General features: G+C 68.6%; 15 protein-coding genes. 9 read left to right on the plus strand and 6 right to left on the minus strand.

What is annotated here, in order from left to right; translation table 11 throughout:
- Positions 1-17: 17 nt before the first annotated feature.
- Positions 18-1901 carry a chorismate-binding protein gene (locus tag ACLFA2_RS16910; RefSeq protein WP_347122865.1) on the minus strand — a complete coding sequence of 628 codons (1884 nt, stop codon included), beginning with the start codon at positions 1899-1901 and terminating at the stop codon, positions 18-20.
- A gap of 171 nt (positions 1902-2072) precedes the next feature.
- Positions 2073-2699, minus strand: a complete 627-nt coding sequence (locus ACLFA2_RS16915; protein WP_426621685.1) for a pyroglutamyl-peptidase I — start codon at positions 2697-2699, stop codon at positions 2073-2075.
- A gap of 81 nt (positions 2700-2780) precedes the next feature.
- Between ACLFA2_RS16915 and ispG the strand changes: the two genes are divergently transcribed.
- The 3 genes from ispG (at position 2781) to ACLFA2_RS16930 (ending at position 5214) form a co-directional block, all read left to right on the plus strand.
- Positions 2781-3911, plus strand: a complete 1131-nt coding sequence (ispG, locus tag ACLFA2_RS16920; protein ID WP_401124550.1) for a flavodoxin-dependent (E)-4-hydroxy-3-methylbut-2-enyl-diphosphate synthase — start codon at positions 2781-2783, stop codon at positions 3909-3911.
- A 17-nt stretch (positions 3912-3928) separates the two neighbouring features.
- Positions 3929-4261 (plus strand): nuclear transport factor 2 family protein, encoded by a 333-nt coding sequence (locus ACLFA2_RS16925; RefSeq protein ID WP_136023690.1) that lies wholly within the window; start codon positions 3929-3931, stop codon positions 4259-4261.
- Between the two features lie 86 nt (positions 4262-4347).
- A complete protein-coding gene (locus tag ACLFA2_RS16930; protein WP_021199394.1) occupies positions 4348-5214 on the plus strand; it encodes a hypothetical protein in 867 nt (288 codons plus the stop codon).
- 2 nt (positions 5215-5216) lie between these two features.
- On the opposite strand, the gene ACLFA2_RS16935 is transcribed toward ACLFA2_RS16930, so the two are convergent.
- Positions 5217-5447: a hypothetical protein gene (locus tag ACLFA2_RS16935; protein WP_426621686.1), complete on the minus strand. Its 231-nt coding sequence runs from the start codon at positions 5445-5447 to the stop codon at positions 5217-5219.
- Positions 5448-5468: 21 nt separating this feature from the next.
- Positions 5469-6884, minus strand: coding sequence for an RNB domain-containing ribonuclease (locus ACLFA2_RS16940; protein ID WP_426621687.1), 1416 nt, complete (start codon positions 6882-6884; stop codon positions 5469-5471).
- Positions 6885-6963: 79 nt separating this feature from the next.
- On the opposite strand from ACLFA2_RS16940, the gene ACLFA2_RS16945 reads away from it, so the two are divergent.
- Both ACLFA2_RS16945 and ACLFA2_RS16950 read left to right on the plus strand, forming a co-directional pair.
- Positions 6964-7734: an isocitrate lyase/PEP mutase family protein gene (locus tag ACLFA2_RS16945; RefSeq protein ID WP_021199397.1), complete on the plus strand. Its 771-nt coding sequence runs from the start codon at positions 6964-6966 to the stop codon at positions 7732-7734.
- A gap of 42 nt (positions 7735-7776) precedes the next feature.
- Complete coding sequence (locus ACLFA2_RS16950; protein ID WP_292764747.1) at positions 7777-9537, plus strand: proline--tRNA ligase; 1761 nt, start codon at positions 7777-7779, stop codon at positions 9535-9537.
- A 17-nt stretch (positions 9538-9554) separates the two neighbouring features.
- Here ACLFA2_RS16950 and ACLFA2_RS16955 read toward each other — a convergent pair whose 3' ends face one another.
- Positions 9555-10058, minus strand: coding sequence for a pyridoxamine 5'-phosphate oxidase family protein (locus tag ACLFA2_RS16955; RefSeq protein WP_029258182.1), 504 nt, complete (start codon positions 10056-10058; stop codon positions 9555-9557).
- A 141-nt stretch (positions 10059-10199) separates the two neighbouring features.
- On the opposite strand from ACLFA2_RS16955, the gene ACLFA2_RS16960 reads away from it, so the two are divergent.
- Positions 10200-11240: a TIGR00730 family Rossman fold protein gene (locus ACLFA2_RS16960; RefSeq protein ID WP_021199400.1), complete on the plus strand. Its 1041-nt coding sequence runs from the start codon at positions 10200-10202 to the stop codon at positions 11238-11240.
- On the opposite strand, the gene ACLFA2_RS16965 is transcribed toward ACLFA2_RS16960, so the two are convergent.
- On the minus strand, positions 11209-12564 hold the full coding sequence (locus ACLFA2_RS16965; protein WP_426621688.1) for a flavin monoamine oxidase family protein: 1356 nt from the start codon (positions 12562-12564) through the stop codon (positions 11209-11211). The genes ACLFA2_RS16960 and ACLFA2_RS16965 overlap by 32 nt on opposite strands.
- 130 nt (positions 12565-12694) lie before the next feature.
- Between ACLFA2_RS16965 and nusA the strand changes: the two genes are divergently transcribed.
- From nusA to infB, 3 genes are all read left to right on the plus strand, one after another.
- Positions 12695-13678, plus strand: a complete 984-nt coding sequence (gene nusA, locus ACLFA2_RS16970; protein ID WP_021199402.1) for a transcription termination factor NusA — start codon at positions 12695-12697, stop codon at positions 13676-13678.
- 62 nt (positions 13679-13740) lie between these two features.
- Positions 13741-13995, plus strand: coding sequence for a YlxR family protein (locus tag ACLFA2_RS16975; RefSeq protein ID WP_081859620.1), 255 nt, complete (start codon positions 13741-13743; stop codon positions 13993-13995).
- Between the two features lie 94 nt (positions 13996-14089).
- Positions 14090-16831 carry a translation initiation factor IF-2 gene (gene infB, locus ACLFA2_RS16980; RefSeq protein ID WP_021199403.1) on the plus strand — a complete coding sequence of 914 codons (2742 nt, stop codon included), beginning with the start codon at positions 14090-14092 and terminating at the stop codon, positions 16829-16831.
- Positions 16832-16835 lie beyond the last annotated feature (4 nt).

The raw sequence follows: 16835 nt of genomic DNA on the forward strand, positions 1-16835 counted from the left end.
CGAGCAGGGATTCCTGCTCAGGCCAGCGCGTGGGAGACGAGACGCTCGAGCGTGCGGATCCCGTCGCGGGACAGGATCGACTCCAGGTGTCCCTGCACCGAAGCGAAGTGGTCTCCGCGGAGCGCGTACACGTCTCCCGAGTCGGGGTCCGCCGAGACGTCGGCGGCGCCGACGACCGTCGTGCCCGGTGCGACCCGCGCGGTGAAGGTGTTGTAGAAGCCGATCGATGCGGTCTCCCCGAAGACCGGGACGGGCTTCTGCAGGCCCTGGTGAGGGGCATCGAGCGGAGTCAGGGCGATGCCGAGCTTGTCGGCGAGGATCTGGTGGCTGAGGCACACCGCGAGCAGCGGCGCGTCGGAGTCCAGTCGGCGGGCGACGACATCGCGCATCCTCGCGATGCGGGCGTTCCGTGTATCCCGAGGGTCGCCGGGGCCCGGGCCGGCGACGACCAGATCGGCGGCGTCCAAGTCCGCGTCCCGCACGTCGGCCCAGGGAGCGATCGTGACGGCGAGCCCGAGATGACGCAGCTGGTGGGCCAGCATCGTCGTGAACCGGTCCTCCGCGTCCACGACGAGAGCGGAGCGGCCGGCGAACGGACCGGTGAAGTCCTCGCCCTGCGGGTTGAGCCAGAACTCGGCCAGGCGGGCGTTGCGCGATGACAGCAGCTCGGCGACGGTCGGGTCGTCGGCGAGGGCGCGCGCGTCGCCGGGCGCGTCGGCGTCGCTACGTGCCTCTGCCACCCGGTCGCGGTCGATCGCGCCGATGGCGCCCAGGACGCCGGCGGCCTTCCCGTGGGTCTCGGAGACCTCACCCATCGGATCGGAGTGTCGAACCAGCGTCGCGCCGACCGGAACGCTGAGGGTGCCGTCCTGGAGGTAGACGGTCCGGATGAGGATAGGCGCATCCAGGTCGTGCCCGCCGTCCGCATTCGGGGTGAACAGCGCGGCGACACCGGAGTAATAGCCGCGGGGCTTCTGCTCGTGACGGCGGATCACCGCGCAGGCGTTCTGCATGGGCGAACCCGTCACCGTCGGAGCGAACATCGTCTCGCGCAGGATGTCGCGGGGATCGAGGGCGCTGCGACCACGGAGCATGTACTCGGTGTGCGTGAGTCGCGACATCTCCTTGAGGTGCGGGCCGGTGATGCGGCCGCCGTCGGAGCAGACGGCGCTCATCATCTTGAGTTCCTCGTCGACGACCATGAAGAGTTCCTCGGTCTCCTTGGTCGAGGCGAGGAAGTCGATCAGCGTCTCCTTCGTCGCCCCTCCCGCCGGATGACGGAAGGTCCCGGAGATCGGGTTCATCGTGACGACGCCCTCGCGGGCGACCACATGCGCCTCGGGGCTGGCCCCCACGGCGATGTGCCCAGGAGTGACGACAGCGAACGTCCAGTAGGCGCCGCGCTCGTGCGTGAGGAGAGCACGGAACCACGTGAGTGCCGCAGTGCGGTCCTCGACGTCGATGGTCGCGGTGAAGTCTCGACGGATGACGAAGTTCGCGCCCTCGCCGCGTCCGATCTCGTCGGCGATGACCGTCTCGACGATGGCCGCGTAGTCCGCGTCGGCGATGTCGAAGCCGTCGTCGTGGAGGGGGACGGGCGTGCTCGGGAGCGCGGGCAGAAGCTCGGCTGTCGGGAGGTGCAGGTGCTCGTCGACGATCACGCAGCGCAGCGGCGCCCCGTCGTCCTGGGCGACGAAGCCGCGTTCGCGCACCTGGCGATAGGGCACCATGGCGAACACCTCGCGCGGGGTGCCGTCGACCGAGAGGGGGATGTCGGCAAGCAGCTCGACGTCGACGACGTCCCCGCTGAGCAGCTCGACGGTGTCCGCGCCGTCGCGTGCGATGAGCACGAAGGATGCCGTGGGATCGGCGCTGAGCTCGGCGAGTCGTGAGAGGGTCATCGATGTCTCCTGTGCAGTGCTCCGGCTCGGCGCAACGAAAAGACCGCCCCGGAGGCGGTCTGAATTCGTGGGAACGCGAACACACCGCCTAGAAGGCGGGCCACCAGGTGAAGTTCGCGAGCATGGGGCCGAAACTACCACATCGCGAGCGAGGGTCACGGCGCGATGACATCACCAGATGCTGCCGCCGGCCTCCGTCGACTCGGCGTCGAGGGCGTGATCCACGATGAGGCGCAGGGCGCGCGCCAGTTGCGCGTCGGCGAGGTGCAGCCCGCCTGCAGGGACCGTGGTCGTCGACCACGGAAGGTGCACGAATCCGGCACGCGCATCCGGCCGGACGGCACCCACTGCCGTGTACAGCACGTGGTTGCACACGTAGGTTCCCGCAGAGAGCGACAGCTGCGCCGGCAGCCCTTCCGCGGTCAGAACCTGGAGCAGGCGCTTCACGGGGAGCGTCGAGAACCGCGCGGCGGGACCGCCGGCCTCGCTGGGAGCATCGACGGGCTGTTCGCCGTCGTTGTCGGGGATGCGGGCGTCGATCAGGTTGACACCGATGCGCTCGATCGCGACCCTGCTGCTCCCGGCGGCGAGCCCGGTAGCGATGACGACATCGGGGGAGTGCGCGGCGATCAGGGTCCGGAGCCGGTGAGCGGATGCCTCGAACGCGACCGGAAGTGTGGCCACCACGAGCTCGTGCGGACCGTCGTATGCGGCCGCGACCGCGTTCACGGCATCGGCAGACGGATTGCGGTCCGCCCCGTCGAAGGGTTCGAATCCGGTGAGGAGGACGACGGCCATGCCTCCAGCGTAGGTGCGGCTGTTCAGCCCACTTGCATCCAGGCGGCGTAGGCTTGGGGCGTGCCAGCAGTGAACCTCGGAATGCCGAAGATCCCCGAAGTCCTCGCCCCGCGCCGCAAGTCCCGGCAGATCAAGGTGGGCAAGGTGCTCGTGGGCGGCGACGCTCCGGTCAGCGTGCAGTCGATGACGACCACCAAGACGACCGACATCAACGGGACGCTGCAGCAGATCGCCGAGCTCACGGCTTCGGGCTGCGAGATCGTCCGCGTCGCGGTGCCGCATCAGGACGATGCCGATGCGTTGAAGATCATCGCGATGAAGAGCCAGATCCCCGTGATCGCCGACATCCACTTCCAGCCGCGCTACATCTACACGGCTATCGATGCCGGATGCGGGGCGGTGCGGGTGAATCCCGGCAACATCCGCGAGTTCGACGGCAACGTGGGCAAGATCGCCGAGGCCGCGAAGGCGGCGGGAGTCTCTCTGCGCATCGGCGTGAACGCCGGATCTCTGGATCGCCGCATCCTCACCAAGTACGGCAAGGCGACGGCAGAGGCGCTGGTCGAGAGCGCCGTGTGGGAGGCGTCGCTGTTCGAGGAGCACGACTTCCACGACTTCAAGATCTCCGTCAAGCACAACGACCCCATCGTCATGGTCAAGGCGTATCGGCAGCTGGCCGAGCGGGGCGACTGGCCTCTTCACCTCGGTGTGACCGAGGCGGGCCCGGCGTTCCAGGGAACGATCAAGAGCGCCACCGCGTTCGGAATCCTCCTCGGCGAGGGCATCGGCGACACGATCCGCGTGTCGCTCTCGGCGCCGCCCGCCGAAGAGGTCAAGGTCGGACACCAGATCCTTCAGTCCCTCAACCTGCGCGAGCGCAAGCTCGAGATCGTCTCCTGCCCCTCGTGCGGACGCGCTCAGGTCGACGTCTACACCCTGGCCGAGAACGTCACGGAGGGGCTCAAGGACATGACCGTTCCGCTGCGCGTCGCCGTGATGGGCTGCGTCGTCAACGGACCGGGCGAAGCGCGCGAGGCCGACCTCGGCGTGGCTTCGGGTAACGGCAAGGGGCAGATCTTCGTGAAGGGCGAGGTCATCAAGACCGTGCCGGAGGCCGACATCGTCGCCACCCTGATCGAAGAGGCCAACCGGATCGCCGCTGAGATGGGACCTGAGGCCCCGCTCGGCACGGCCCAGGTCGTCACGGCCTGAGCTCGGAGGAGCGCGAGATGTCGGATGTCACCCTGCCCACGCCTGTCCAGGTGATGGTCGATGCGATCAACGCGGCCGATACCGATGCGTTCGTCGATGCCTTCACCCCGGACGGGCATGTCAGCGATTGGGGCACGGTCAAGGCCGGCCCTGATGGGGTGCGCGAATGGGCAGGCAGCGACGCGATCGGCGCCGGAGCGAGGATGACCGTGCTCTCCGCCGAGACCGACGGCGACACGACCCGCATCCGCTTCGGATGGGCGAGCCGGGTCTTCAACGGAGAATCCGACGGCATCTTCGTCGTCGAGGGCGACAAGCTCGCCAGCTTCACCATCCCGCCGTCCCACTGACCTTTCGTACCGGGGTCCGCCCCGCTCTCACGACGGCCCGACGGCCGCGAACACCGTCGAGATCACCGACGAATCCGAGGAGAACCATGTCGACGCCCACCACTGTGACCTTCTCGGACGGGACCATCGCCGGAGACGGCATCGTCACACGTGTGGAGAGCTTCGCCGATGGAGCGGTCGTCGTCGTCGACGCGACGCCCTTCCATCCGGTCGACCACACCTGGCCGGATCAGCCGGGCGACAGCGGAACCATCACGGCCGCCGGCGTCACGGTCACGGTGACCGAGGCTCTCATGGCCGCGATCTCTGACGAGGGCGAGTTCGCCGTGGGCCGCGAGATCCCGGTCAAGCGCGGTGCGGAGGGCTGGACGTGGCTGGTCGGGCATCGCATCGAGGGTGTCGTGCCGGCATCACTCGTTGAGGGAGCACCGGTGGCGCTCGCGGTCGACGGTGCCCGTCGCGCGGGACTCAGCCGCGGCCACACGGCATGTCATGTCGCTTCACTGGCGCTTGATCTGGCCCTCGTCGATCTCTGGCGGAAGGACCCGGGGGAGGACGCTCTCGGGAACCCCGACTTCGAGGGTCGCGCCAACCAGTCCAGTCGTATCCACGAGGACGGGGCCGTCGACGAATACCGGCTCGGCAAGAGTCTGCGCAGGGCAGGCTTCGACACCGAGACGTTCGCTGCGACCCTCCCCGACCGCGAGGCGCAGGTGAACGACCGACTGGCCGCTTGGATCGCCTCGGGCGCTTCCAGCAGCATCGAGACCGAGGGGCCGACGATCGTCGACCGGCGTCGCTGGCACTGCTCCCTCCCAGAGGGCGAAGCCGTGATCCTCTGCGGGGGAACCCATGCCGACTCCCTCGCCGCGTTCGGATCGATCACGGTGTCGCTCGATCTCAGCGATCCCCAGCTCCTCGTCATGACGACCACGGCTGTCCCCGCCCCCTGACCTCAGCGCACGAACCCGGCCTGCAGCCGTCCGCCCGCTCGATCGAGCTCCTCCTCGACGCGGTCCGCGAAGGCTGCGAAGTCTCCGGCGAGCAGCGGCGCACTCAGCCGCTGGGTGCGCTCCTCGCTCAGAGCGCGCAATCGACGGGGGAGCCACTTCCCGGTGGCGATCCAGCGGCGGTCGCCTAGCAGCATCAGCTCCGCGATCCGCTCGAAGAGCACGTCGGCGACCACGCGTCGCCGATGAGCAGAAGGTCAGATCGCGAACTCGACCTCGCCCTTCGCGATGTCCGCACGCACGATGCGGAGTCGCACGATATCACCCGGCTTCGCACCCGGCCGTAGCGGTGCAGTCGCTGTCACGGCGGGATCGGCGATCTGCACGGCCGCGCGTTCACCGCGCAGCTCGATCACGGTCGCCTCGATCGTCGTGCCGACCAGGGGCGTGAGCAGCGCGGCCTCGACGCTGTTGATCGTCGCCGCGTTGAGGCGCGATGCACGCTGGCCGGATTCCTGCATGAGGGCGGGGAGCTCGCCGAGCGATGCGCGAGCCCATTCGGGGGCGGGCTCGCCGTTCGCTTCGGCGAGGCAGATCGCCAGTGCCCACCGGTCTACGAGTCGGCGCAGGGGAGCGGTCGCGTGGGCATACGGCGCGGCGATGGCGGCCTGCACGGCGGCGGCCGGCGCTTCGCCGTCGAACACCAGGTACCCGGCTCCGCGGAACAGCGACGACGCGGCCTCCAGCACGGGGAGGGTCATCGGGTCGGCGCGGTCGAGCCCGCGAAGGTAGTCGCCGTATGCACCGGCCGTCCACGGGCGCCCGAGGGCCTCGGTCTGATGCCGGAAGGTCTCGAAAGCGGCCGCATCCGGCTCCGGCATCGTCCGGAGGATGCCGACTCCGGCGTCGAGCATGAGGGAAGCTGCGGCCATCCCGGTCATGAGCGAGAGCTGGGCGTTCCACTCCTCCACGGGGAGTGGGCGGCGTCGTTCGATCGCATAGGTGCCGTCTTCTGCACGCACGACCTCTTCGTCGGGCAGATTCAGGCTCGCTCCTCCTCTCAGGCGCTCCCGCTCCATGCGCAAGGCTCCGATCTCCGGGAGCAGTGCCGCCGGGCCGTCCTCGCCGCGGTCGATCGCCAGCTGCGTCGTCGCGTAGTCGAGCTGTGCGCGCGAACGGATCAGCGCGCGTTCCAGGCGGAAGTCGGAGACGACACCGCTGGAGTCGAGGGCGAAGGTCCACACCAGCGCCGGTCGGTCGACGTCGGCGAGCAGCGAGGCTCGATCCTCGCTCAGCACGCGCGGATGCAGCGGGATCGAACCATCCGCGGCATACAGTGTCTGTCCGCGACGCCGTGCCTCGGCATCCACCGCTCCGCCCGGTGCGACGAACCCCGGGACGTCGGCGATCGCGTAGCGAACGGTGTATCCGGTCCCCGCGCGCTCGAGGTGGAAGGCCTGATCGAGGTCGCGAGACCCTTCAGGGTCCAGCGTTGCGAAGGGGACGTCGCGAAGGTCGATCTGTGGCACGGGGGCGGTGGATGCCTCGGCCTCGGCGATGACCTCGTCGGGGAAGTCGAGGGGAGCATCGACAGATTCCCGCAGCTCGGCGAGTGCCGAGGCCAGCTCGGTCTGCGCAGCGGACGGGGCGACGTGTGATCGGCGCTGGGGCATGGCTCCACCCTAGGCGTGGCGATCAGGCGGAGCGGAATGAACCGGCCCCGTGGACGTCATCCCGCGTTAGCGTGGAATCATGACCACTGCAGCCAAGGCCCAGACCCTTGTCGGACTCTATGACGCACCGGAGATCCTTCGCGTCGTGAATGTGTGGGACGTCGTCTCCGCGCGGGCGGTCGCCGCCCTCCCCGAGACCCAGGCGATCGCCACCGCCGGACACGGCATCGCGGCGTCGTTCGGCTATGACGACGGCGCCACGCCGCGCGAGATCATGATCGACATGGTGGGTCGCATCGCGGCCGCCGTCCATGTGCCCGTGACCGCCGATCTCGACGACGGATACGGCGACGCGGGGGAGACCACCCGCCTCGCCATCGGGGCAGGCGTCGTCGGCGCGAACGTCGAGGACCGACTCAAGCCGCTCGACGAGTCCGTCGCCTCCGTCGAGGCGATCGTGAAGGCGGCGGAGGCCGAGGGCGTCCCGTTCGCCCTCAATGCGCGCACGGACGCCTTCGTCCGCGCCGGCGGTCGGCCCGTGCAGGAGAGCATCGCCGATGCCATCCAGCGTGGGCGGGCTTACCTCGACGCCGGAGCGACCGCGGTGTTCGTGCCCGGCATCCTCGACATGAACGTCACGCGTCAGCTCGTCGAGGGCATCGGCGAGCGCAAGATCAGCGTCATCGGGATTCCGGGCGCCCTCGCCGCCTCGGAGTACGAGAAGCTCGGCGTCGCGCGCATCTCCTACGGTCCGCTCCCGCAGCGGGTCGCGCTGACGGCGCTGCAGGAGCTGGCGGCCGACCTGTACGCGGGCGGCGTCGTGCCCGCGAACCTCCCGGCGCTCAACTGACGTCGTCGAAGACGAGTGACCGCGGCTCACTAGACTTGCTCCGTGGTCACTCGTCTTTCGAACTTCTTCCTCCGCACGCTCCGTGAAGACCCTGCAGGCGCAGAGGTCGCCAGCCACCGGCTGCTGATCCGGGCCGGATACATCCGCCCGCAGGCCGCCGGCATCTTCGCGTGGCTGCCACTGGGGCTCCGCGTCAAGTCGAAGATCGAGACCGTCGTCCGCGAGGAGATGGCCGCCGCCGGTGCGCAGGAGGTGCATTTCCCCGCCCTCATGCCCCGTGAGTCCTACGAAGCCACCGGCCGCTGGGACGAGTACGGCGACCTGCTCTTCCGTCTGCAGGATCGCAAGGGTGGCGACTACCTGCTCGCGCCCACGCACGAAGAGGCCTTCACTCTGCTGGTGAAGGACCTGTACTCCTCGTACAAGGACCTGCCGCTCACGATCTACCAGATCCAGGACAAGTACCGCGACGAGGCGCGCCCGCGGGCGGGCCTGCTCCGTGGACGCGAGTTCACGATGAAGGACGCGTATTCGTTCGACTCGTCCGATGAGGGGCTGGACGCCAGCTACCAGGCGCAGCGCGACGCGTACGAGCGCATCTTCCAGCGTCTCGGTCTCGAGTACGTCATCGTCCAGGCCGATGCGGGGGCGATGGGCGGATCCCGCAGCGAGGAGTTCCTGCACCCGACTCCGGTCGGCGAGGACACCTTCGTCCGCAGCGCCGGCGGCTATGCGGCGAACGTCGAGGCGTTCACCACCGCGGTGCCCGAGGCGATCGCGTACGACGCCGACGAGTCCCCGGTGATCTTCGACTCTCCCGACACACCGACCATCGAGACGCTGGTCGCGCATGTCAACCGAGAGCTCGAAGGCGAGTACACCGCAGCCGACACGCTCAAGAACGTCGTGCTCGCGCTGACCCACCTCGACGGCACCCGCGAACTCGTGATCGTCGGCATCCCCGGCGACCGTGAGGTCGACGAGAAGCGCGCCGAGGTCGCCTTCGCGCCTGCCGAGGTCGAGACCGCCACAGCGGACGACTTCGAGAACAACCCGCTGCTCGTGAAGGGCTACATCGGCCCCTGGTCGCCCACCGGTGCGGTGCTCGGCGAGGAGTCGGCCACGGGCATCCGGTATCTTGTCGACCCGCGCGTCAGCGAGGGCACCAGCTGGATCACCGGCGCGAACATCGACGAGAAGCACGCGCACTCCGTCGTGGCCGGGCGTGACTTCGCCGCGGACGGCATCGTCGAGATCGCGAACGTGCGCGCCGGGGACCCGGCTCCCGACGGCTCGGGCCCGGTGGAGCTCGCGCGCGGCATGGAGATCGGACACGTCTTCCAGCTGGGCCGGAAGTACGCCGAGGCTCTGGGGCTGAAGGTGCTGAACGAGAACGGCAAGCTCGTCACCGTCACGATGGGCTCGTACGGCATCGGCGTGACCCGCATCCTCGCGATCATCGCCGAGCTCAACAATGACGACAAGGGCCTCATCTGGCCGGCGTCGGTCGCACCGTTCGACGTGCAGGTCGTCGCGGCAGGTCGTGATCAGGTCGCATTCGAGGTGGCGGAAGGTATCTCCGCGCAGCTCGAGGCCGCCGGCCTCGATGTGCTGTACGACGACCGCCCCAAAGTGTCGCCCGGTGTGAAGTTCGGCGATGCCGAGCTCGTCGGAGTGCCGAAGATCGTCATCGTCGGCCGCGGGGCCACCGACGGCCAGGTCGAGCTGTGGGATCGCGCCACGGGGGACCGTGACGCGATCTCCGTCGACGAGGTCGTCGAGCGCCTCACCGTCGCACGCTGAGATCCACGGCCGCGTCGTCAGCAGACGATGCGGCCGTGGTTCATGATGTCGTCGTCCGGCGTATCGCGGGTGACGAGGGACTTGAGCGCTCCGGCAGCGAGGGCGAGTTTTCCCTTCGACGGCTCCCAGAACTCCGTGACCTTCGGAGTCACCTTGAGGAGAGCGATGCCCGGGGTGTCGAGGCCGTCGGCGAACCAGATCTCCAGCGACGCCGAGTAGAGCTCTTCCATCTTCGCGCGGTCGTGCACGACCTCTGCCGTTCCCGCGACGGACACGTAGCGCATCCCCTTCGCATCGCAGTAGGCGAGGCCGACATCGCGGTGCTTGCGTGCCTCATCGACCTTCTCGGTGTCTTCGGCCGTGAAGAACCAGATGTCGCCGGCGTCATCCATCTGCCGGGTCGACATCGGCCGACTCACGAGGTTGCCGTCGTCGTCGGTGGTGGTGAGCATCGTGATGTCGATGTCCTCCACGAGCTCGACGACGCGGGCGAGGGCTTCGGGTCCTGTGATCTCGGTCATGATGTCAGCGTGCCGCCTGCGGGCGTCGTGGTCACGGGCATTGACACCGTGGCGGTGTCGTGACAGGGAGGCGACGGCGTCTCGCGGCGACACCCCGGCGTTGCGGCCCGTCGTCGCACTGCCGCATGACACCCTGGTGACATGATCGACGCACCCCTCCCCGAAGCCCTCAGCTCCGAGATCAACGCCGTCCTCGACGATGCGGGAGTGCATACCGACCGCAGGCTCGTGATGCGGATGCTGCGCACCGCGATCCTGCTCGGCGAGGACGGCGCCGATCGGCTCGACCTGAAGATCGCCTCGGCGGCGTTGGCCGAGATGCGTGACGCGTTCCGCCTGTTCGCGCCGTTCCGGGGAGTCCCCAAGGTGACGGTGTTCGGGTCGGCCCGAACCCGGCAGGACGATCCGCTCTACCTCACCGCCCGCGACGTCGCCGCCGCACTGGCCGGCGACGGCTGGATGGTCGTCACGGGAGCCGGCCCCGGCATCATGCAGGCGGCTTCCGAGGGCGCGGGCCCCGCGCTCTCCCTGGGGGTCTCCATCCGCCTGCCCTTCGAGGAGAAGCCCAACGGCTTCGTCGCGGGCCAGGACCACGTGGTCGCGATGAAGTACTTCTTCACCCGCAAGCTCATGCTCATCAAGGAATCGCTCGGATTCATCTGCCTCCCTGGCGGCTTCGGCACGCTCGACGAGATGTTCGAGCTGCTCACGCTGCAGCAGACGGGGAAGGCGGAGCCGACGCCCATCGTGCTCCTCGACGAGCCGGGCGGCACCTTCTGGCAGGGGCTGCGGAGCTTCATCGACGACCACCTCGCCCCGACCGGCGTCATCTCGGAGGGCGACTTCGACCGCGTCGTCATCACCGATTCGGTCGACGCGGCCCGGGCGGAGATCACCGGCTTCTGGCACAACTACGACTCGCTGCGATGGGTCGGCGACGCGCTGGTGCTGCGTCTGCGGGCCGAGCCGACGGATGCCGAGATCGAGACGCTCAACGAGCAGTTCGCCTCGATGCTCTCGTCGGGACGGATCGAGCGGACGACGCCGCGGCCGCCGGAGGTGGCAGACGACGACAACCTCGACCTGCCGCGTCTGATCCTGCACCTGGATCAGCGCCAGGTGGGCAACCTGTTCCGGCTGATCGGTGCGATCAACGCACTTCCGTCTGCTCCCGCGCGGTGATACGGGCGGCGAAGTCCGCGAGGTCGACCGGCCGATCGAGGATGCGCTCCGCGGCCCTGTGCCCGGAGTAGAACGCCGCGCCGACCGTCGCCGGCTCGTCACCCCAGGTGGCCTCGCCGGCGAAATGCAGAACGCCGTCGACGGGTCCCGCCAGCGCGTCATGATCGTGATGCGTCGAGCCCAGCGCGAGGTGCGAGTAGGAGCCGTTCGAGAACTCGTCCTCACCCCAGCGGGTGACCCAGTGAGCGAGTGGCTCGCCGACGGCGTCCCCGTAGAGGAGACGCAGCGCGCTGACCGCGTCGGCGACGATCTCGTCGTCCGGACGGTTCTGCATCCGGCGGCCGAACGGCCCGGCGGCAAAGGTCAGCAGGGTGGGGATGCCGCTGACGGCGGAGACGTCGTACCAGGAATGCCAGTGCTCGCCCGCCTCGCCGAGCGCGCGGATCACATAGCTCTCCTCGTTCCAGAACCGCTCGGGGAATTGGACGAACACCTTGTTGAAGACGCCCATCCCCAGCCGTGAGACGGGACCGGCGACCGCATCCGGTAAAGCCGGTTCGAAGGTGATCGTCCCGGCTTTGAGCACGCCGAGCGGCACGGTGACGATCGCCCGGTCTGCGCGGTACTCGGTGCCGCCCGCGTGCACGACGACTCCGTCCGCCGAGCGGGTCACCCGGGTCACGACGGTCTTCAGCCGCACGTCGAGGCCGGCCCCGATGCGCCGCGGCAGCTCGTCGTACCCGCGAGGGAAGATCACCTCGTCTCCGTCGATCGCATCCTCGTCGAGACCGTGCGCGTCGAGGTCGCCGATCCACGCGCCGCACTGCTCCTCGACCCGATGGCGGAAGAACTCGCGGATGTCGTCGATGCGCTCGGGCGACAGCCCCGACCGGTCGAGAGCGCGTTCGGTGACATCCAGATAGGTGTCGCCGGAGGAGGACGCGGCGATCTCCTCGACGAGAAGACGGTCGGAGAGTTCGACGTCGGCGACCCATCGCGAGGTGGCTGCCTCGTCCATGGCACGACCCTCGCCGTCGAAGTTCTCGATCGGTCGACCACCCACCTGGAAGCTGCCCACCGTGTACTCGATCGCCGGGATCCTGAGCGCGTGGACGAGGTTCCACAGCGGCGAGTCCTCGATGCCGTGGATCCACGATGCACCGAGATCGACGGAGAATCCGGTACTTCGGTCGGTGTGCATCCGGCCCCCGATGCGGTCACGTCCCTCGAGGACGACGACACTCCGGCCCGCGTCGGCGAGCATGCGGGCGCTCGTGAGCCCCGACATCCCCGCGCCGATCACGATCGTGTCGAATGTGCTCACGTGCTCCTCCTCGAGCGGCTCCGGATCCCGACACCGCCGCCGCCGTGCGAGGGCCGGTGGGCACAGGGTATCGTGGTACGGATGTCGCGCGTGCGAACAGGCGCGACGAGAGCTGAATAGAGAGGCCGTCATGGACATCGAACTGAGTCTGCTGCGAGGGATCGAGAAGGAGAAGGCGATCCCCTTCGACGAGCTCGTCGCGATCATCGAACAGGCGATCCTGACCGCGTACTCCAAGCACGTCTCCGCCGACGGCGTCACTCCCGAGGGCGTCCGCGTGGATCTCGACCGCAAGACCGGCCACGTCGCCGTGCTGCAGGTCGTCAAGGACGAAGAGGGCGCGATCATCGGCGAGGAGGACGCCACGCCGGACGACTTCGGGCGTATCGCGGCGTTCGCGGCCAAGCAGGTCATCAGCCAGCGTCTGCGCGACATCGCGGACGACGTCGTGCTCGGTGACTTCAAGGACAAAGAGGGCGACATCGTCGCCGGTGTGATCCAGCAGGGCCCGAACCCCCGCATGATCCACGTCGATCTCGGAGCCGTCGAGGCGATCCTGCCGCCTGAGGAGCAGGTTCCCGGCGAGGAGTACACGCACGGCTCGCGTCTGCGCGTGTATGTCACCAGTGTCGCCAAGGGTCTCAAGGGGCCGCAGATCACGGTCTCGCGCACGCACCCCGGCCTGGTCCGCAAGCTCTTCGCCCTCGAAGTGCCCGAGATCGCTGCCGGTCTGGTCGAGATCGTCGCCCTGGCCCGCGAGGCCGGTCACCGCACGAAGATCGCGGTGAAGGCGAACGACCCGTCGATCAACGCCAAGGGTGCCTGCATCGGCGAGCTCGGGCGTCGCGTGCGCGCAGTGACCGAGGAACTCGCGGGCGAGAAGATCGACATCGTCGACTACGACGCCGATCTGCCGACCTTCGTGGCGCACGCGCTCTCACCGGCCAAGGTGACGAGCTCCTTCGTGCTCGACGCCAGCACCAAGGCCGTCCGTGCCCTGGTGCCCGATTACCAGCTGTCGCTGGCGATCGGTAAGGAAGGTCAGAACGCTCGTCTGGCCGCCAAGCTCACCGGCGCGAAGATCGACATCCAGCCGGACAGCGTCCTCGACTGACACGGCTTCGGCCTTCCGCCGCGCCCGGGAGCGGGCGAGGTGGGGTGAAACGCAGGTGTAAGATGGAACCCGTACGAACGTGCGTCGGTTGTCGCACGCGTGCTCCCCGCTCCGCCCTTCTCCGGGTGGTGGCCCAGAACGACACCCTCATCCCCGATGAGCGTGCTGTCCTGCCGGGGCGTGGCGCGTGGGTGCATCCGACAGCTGAATGCATGGCGGCCGCTCTGCGGCGGCGAGCTTTCGGACGAGCACTGCGTGTGACCACTCAGCTGGACACACGGACCTTCGAACAGCACCCACCAAGAAACAAAGGCTGAACAGCTATGGAAACAAAGTGAACGGCTCGAAATGAGACCCGTCCGCGACTAGTGGTCTGCCCTGTCTGGGTGGACCGACTCAGACAGGAGAATTGTGGCTGGTAAACCACGCGTACACGAGATCGCCGCCGAACTCGGCGTCGACAGCAAGATCGCACTTGCGAAGCTCAAGGAACTCGGCGAGTTCGTGAAGAGCCCGTCCTCGACCATCGAACCGCCCGTTGCGCGCAAGCTGCGCGCGGCGATCGAGGCCGATGGCTCGCTCAAGGGCTCCGCTGACGCCGCTCCCGCGGCGAAGCCCGCGGCTGCGAAGCCTGCAGCTGCGAAGCCCGGTGCCAAGCCGGCACCGACCCCGGGCCCCAAGCCCGGTCCGAAGCCTGCCCCGGAAGCTCCGGCCCCCGCACCCGCTGCGCCGGCTCCCGCCCCTGCCCCCGCGGCAGAGGCTCCCGCCGCATCCGATGCGGCGAAGCCGGCCGAGAGCGGCGCGCCGACTCCCGGTGCTCCGCGTCCGGGTAACAACCCCTTCTCGTCGGCGCAGGGCATGGGCCAGCGTCCGGCCGGTCCGCGTCCGGGTAACAACCCGTTCGCGTCGGCTCAGGGCATGGGCCAGCGTCCGACGCCGGGCAACATCCCGCGTCCGCAGGCTCCGCGTCCCGGCGCACCCCGTCCGGGTGCCCCTCGTCCCGGCTCGCCTCGTCCCGGTGCACCGCGCGGTGGCCAGGGCGGTCGTCCCGGTGCTCCGTTCCAGCAGCGTCCCGGCGGCCCCGGTCGTCCCGGCGGTGCCGGCGGACCCGGCGGTGCCGGCGGTCCTGGAGCACGCCCCGGCGGCGGCGGTTTCGCCGGTCGTCCCGGTGGCGGTGGCGGTCGCGGCCGTGGTCCCGGCGGTGGTACCGCAGGTGCCTTCGGCAAGGGCGGCGGCAAGAGCAAGCAGCGCAAGTCGCGGCGGGCGAAGCGGCAAGAGTTCGAGATGCGGAGTGCTCCGGTCGTCGGTGGCGTCAACGTCACCCGCGGTAACGGAGAGATCATCCGCATGCGCCGCGGCGCATCGATCGCGGACTTCGCCGACAAGATCGAGACGCTGACCGGCTACACGGTCCAGCCCGGAACCCTCGTCACCATCCTCTTCAACCTGGGTGAGATGGCCACGGCCACCGAGTCCCTCGATGAGGCGACGTTCGAGGTCCTGGGTGCTGAGCTCGGCTACAAGATCCAGATGGTCTCGCCCGAGGACGAGGACAAGGAGCTCCTCGAGGGCTTCGGCCTCGACCTGGAGGCCGAGCTGGAGGCCGAGAGCGAAGACGACCTCGAGATCCGTCCGCCGGTGGTCACCGTCATGGGTCACGTCGACCACGGTAAGACGCGACTGCTCGACGCGATCCGTCAGACCAATGTGATCGAGGGTGAAGCCGGTGGCATCACCCAGCACATCGGTGCCTACCAGGTGTGGACCGAGCACGAGGGCATCGAGCGCGCCATCACGTTCATCGACACCCCGGGTCACGAGGCGTTCACCGCCATGCGTGCTCGTGGTGCGCAGGTCACCGACCTCGCGATCCTCGTGGTCGCGGCCGACGACGGCATCATGCCGCAGACGGTCGAGGCGCTGAACCACGCCCAGGCGGCGAACGTGCCGATCGTGGTCGCGGTGAACAAGGTCGACAAGCCCGACGCCAACCCTTCGAAGGTGCGTCAGCAGCTGACCGAGTACGGGCTGGTCGCCGAGGAGTTCGGTGGAGACGTCATGTTCGTCGACGTCTCGGCTCGTGCGGGCACCGGCATCCAGGAACTCCTGGACGCCGTGCTGCTCACCGCCGACGCCGGTCTCGACCTGACCGCCAACCCGAACAAGGCCGCTCGTGGTGTCGCCATCGAGGCGAAGCTCGACAAGGGCCGCGGTTCGGTCGCCACGGTGCTCATCCAGTCCGGAACCCTCCGGATCGGTGATGCGATCGTCGCGGGCACGGCGTACGGCCGTGTGCGTGCGATGGCGGACGAGAACGGCGAGCAGGTCCTCGAAGCCTTCCCGTCGCGCCCGGTGCAGGTGCAGGGTCTGAACTCCGTGCCGCGTGCCGGCGACGTCTTCATCGTCACCGAGGAAGACCGTATGGCCCGCCAGATCGCTGAGAAGCGTGAAGCGGTCGAGCGCAACGCCCAGCTGGCCAAGGCCCGCAAGCGCATCTCGCTCGAGGACTTCACCCGTGCGCTCGAAGAGGGCAAGGTCGAGTCGCTCAACCTCATCATCAAGGGTGACGTCTCCGGTGCCGTCGAGGCACTCGAGGAGTCGCTCCTCAAGATCGAGGTCGACGACTCGGTGCAGCTGCGCATCATCCACCGCGGTGTGGGTGCCATCACCGAGTCCGACGTGAACCTGGCGACGATCGACAACGCGATCATCGTGGGCTTCAACGTCCGTCCCGACACGAAGGCGCGTGAGCGTGCCGCCCGTGAAGGCGTGGACATCCGCTTCTACTCCGTCATCTACAACGCGATCGACGAGATCGAGAGCTCGCTCAAGGGCATGCTCAAGCCGGAGTACGAAGAGGTCCAGTCGGGTGTCGCCGAGATCCGCGAGGTGTTCCGCTCCTCGAAGTTCGGCAACATCGCCGGTGTCATCGTGCGGTCGGGAACGATCACGCGAAACGCCAAGGCTCGCGTCATCCGCGACGGTGTCGTGCTGGCCGATGGTCTCGCCATCGAGTCGCTGCGTCGCTTCAAGGACGATGTCACCGAGGTCCGCACGGACTACGAGGCCGGTATCGGCCTCGGCAAGTACAACGACATCCAGATCGGCGATGAGATCGAGACGACCGAGCTCGTCGAGAAGCCTCGCGGCTGATCAC

Origin of the sequence: Microbacterium sp. As-52 (genome assembly GCF_049949185.1) — a bacterium.
In the GTDB taxonomy this organism is placed as follows: domain Bacteria; phylum Actinomycetota; class Actinomycetes; order Actinomycetales; family Microbacteriaceae; genus Microbacterium; species Microbacterium maritypicum_A.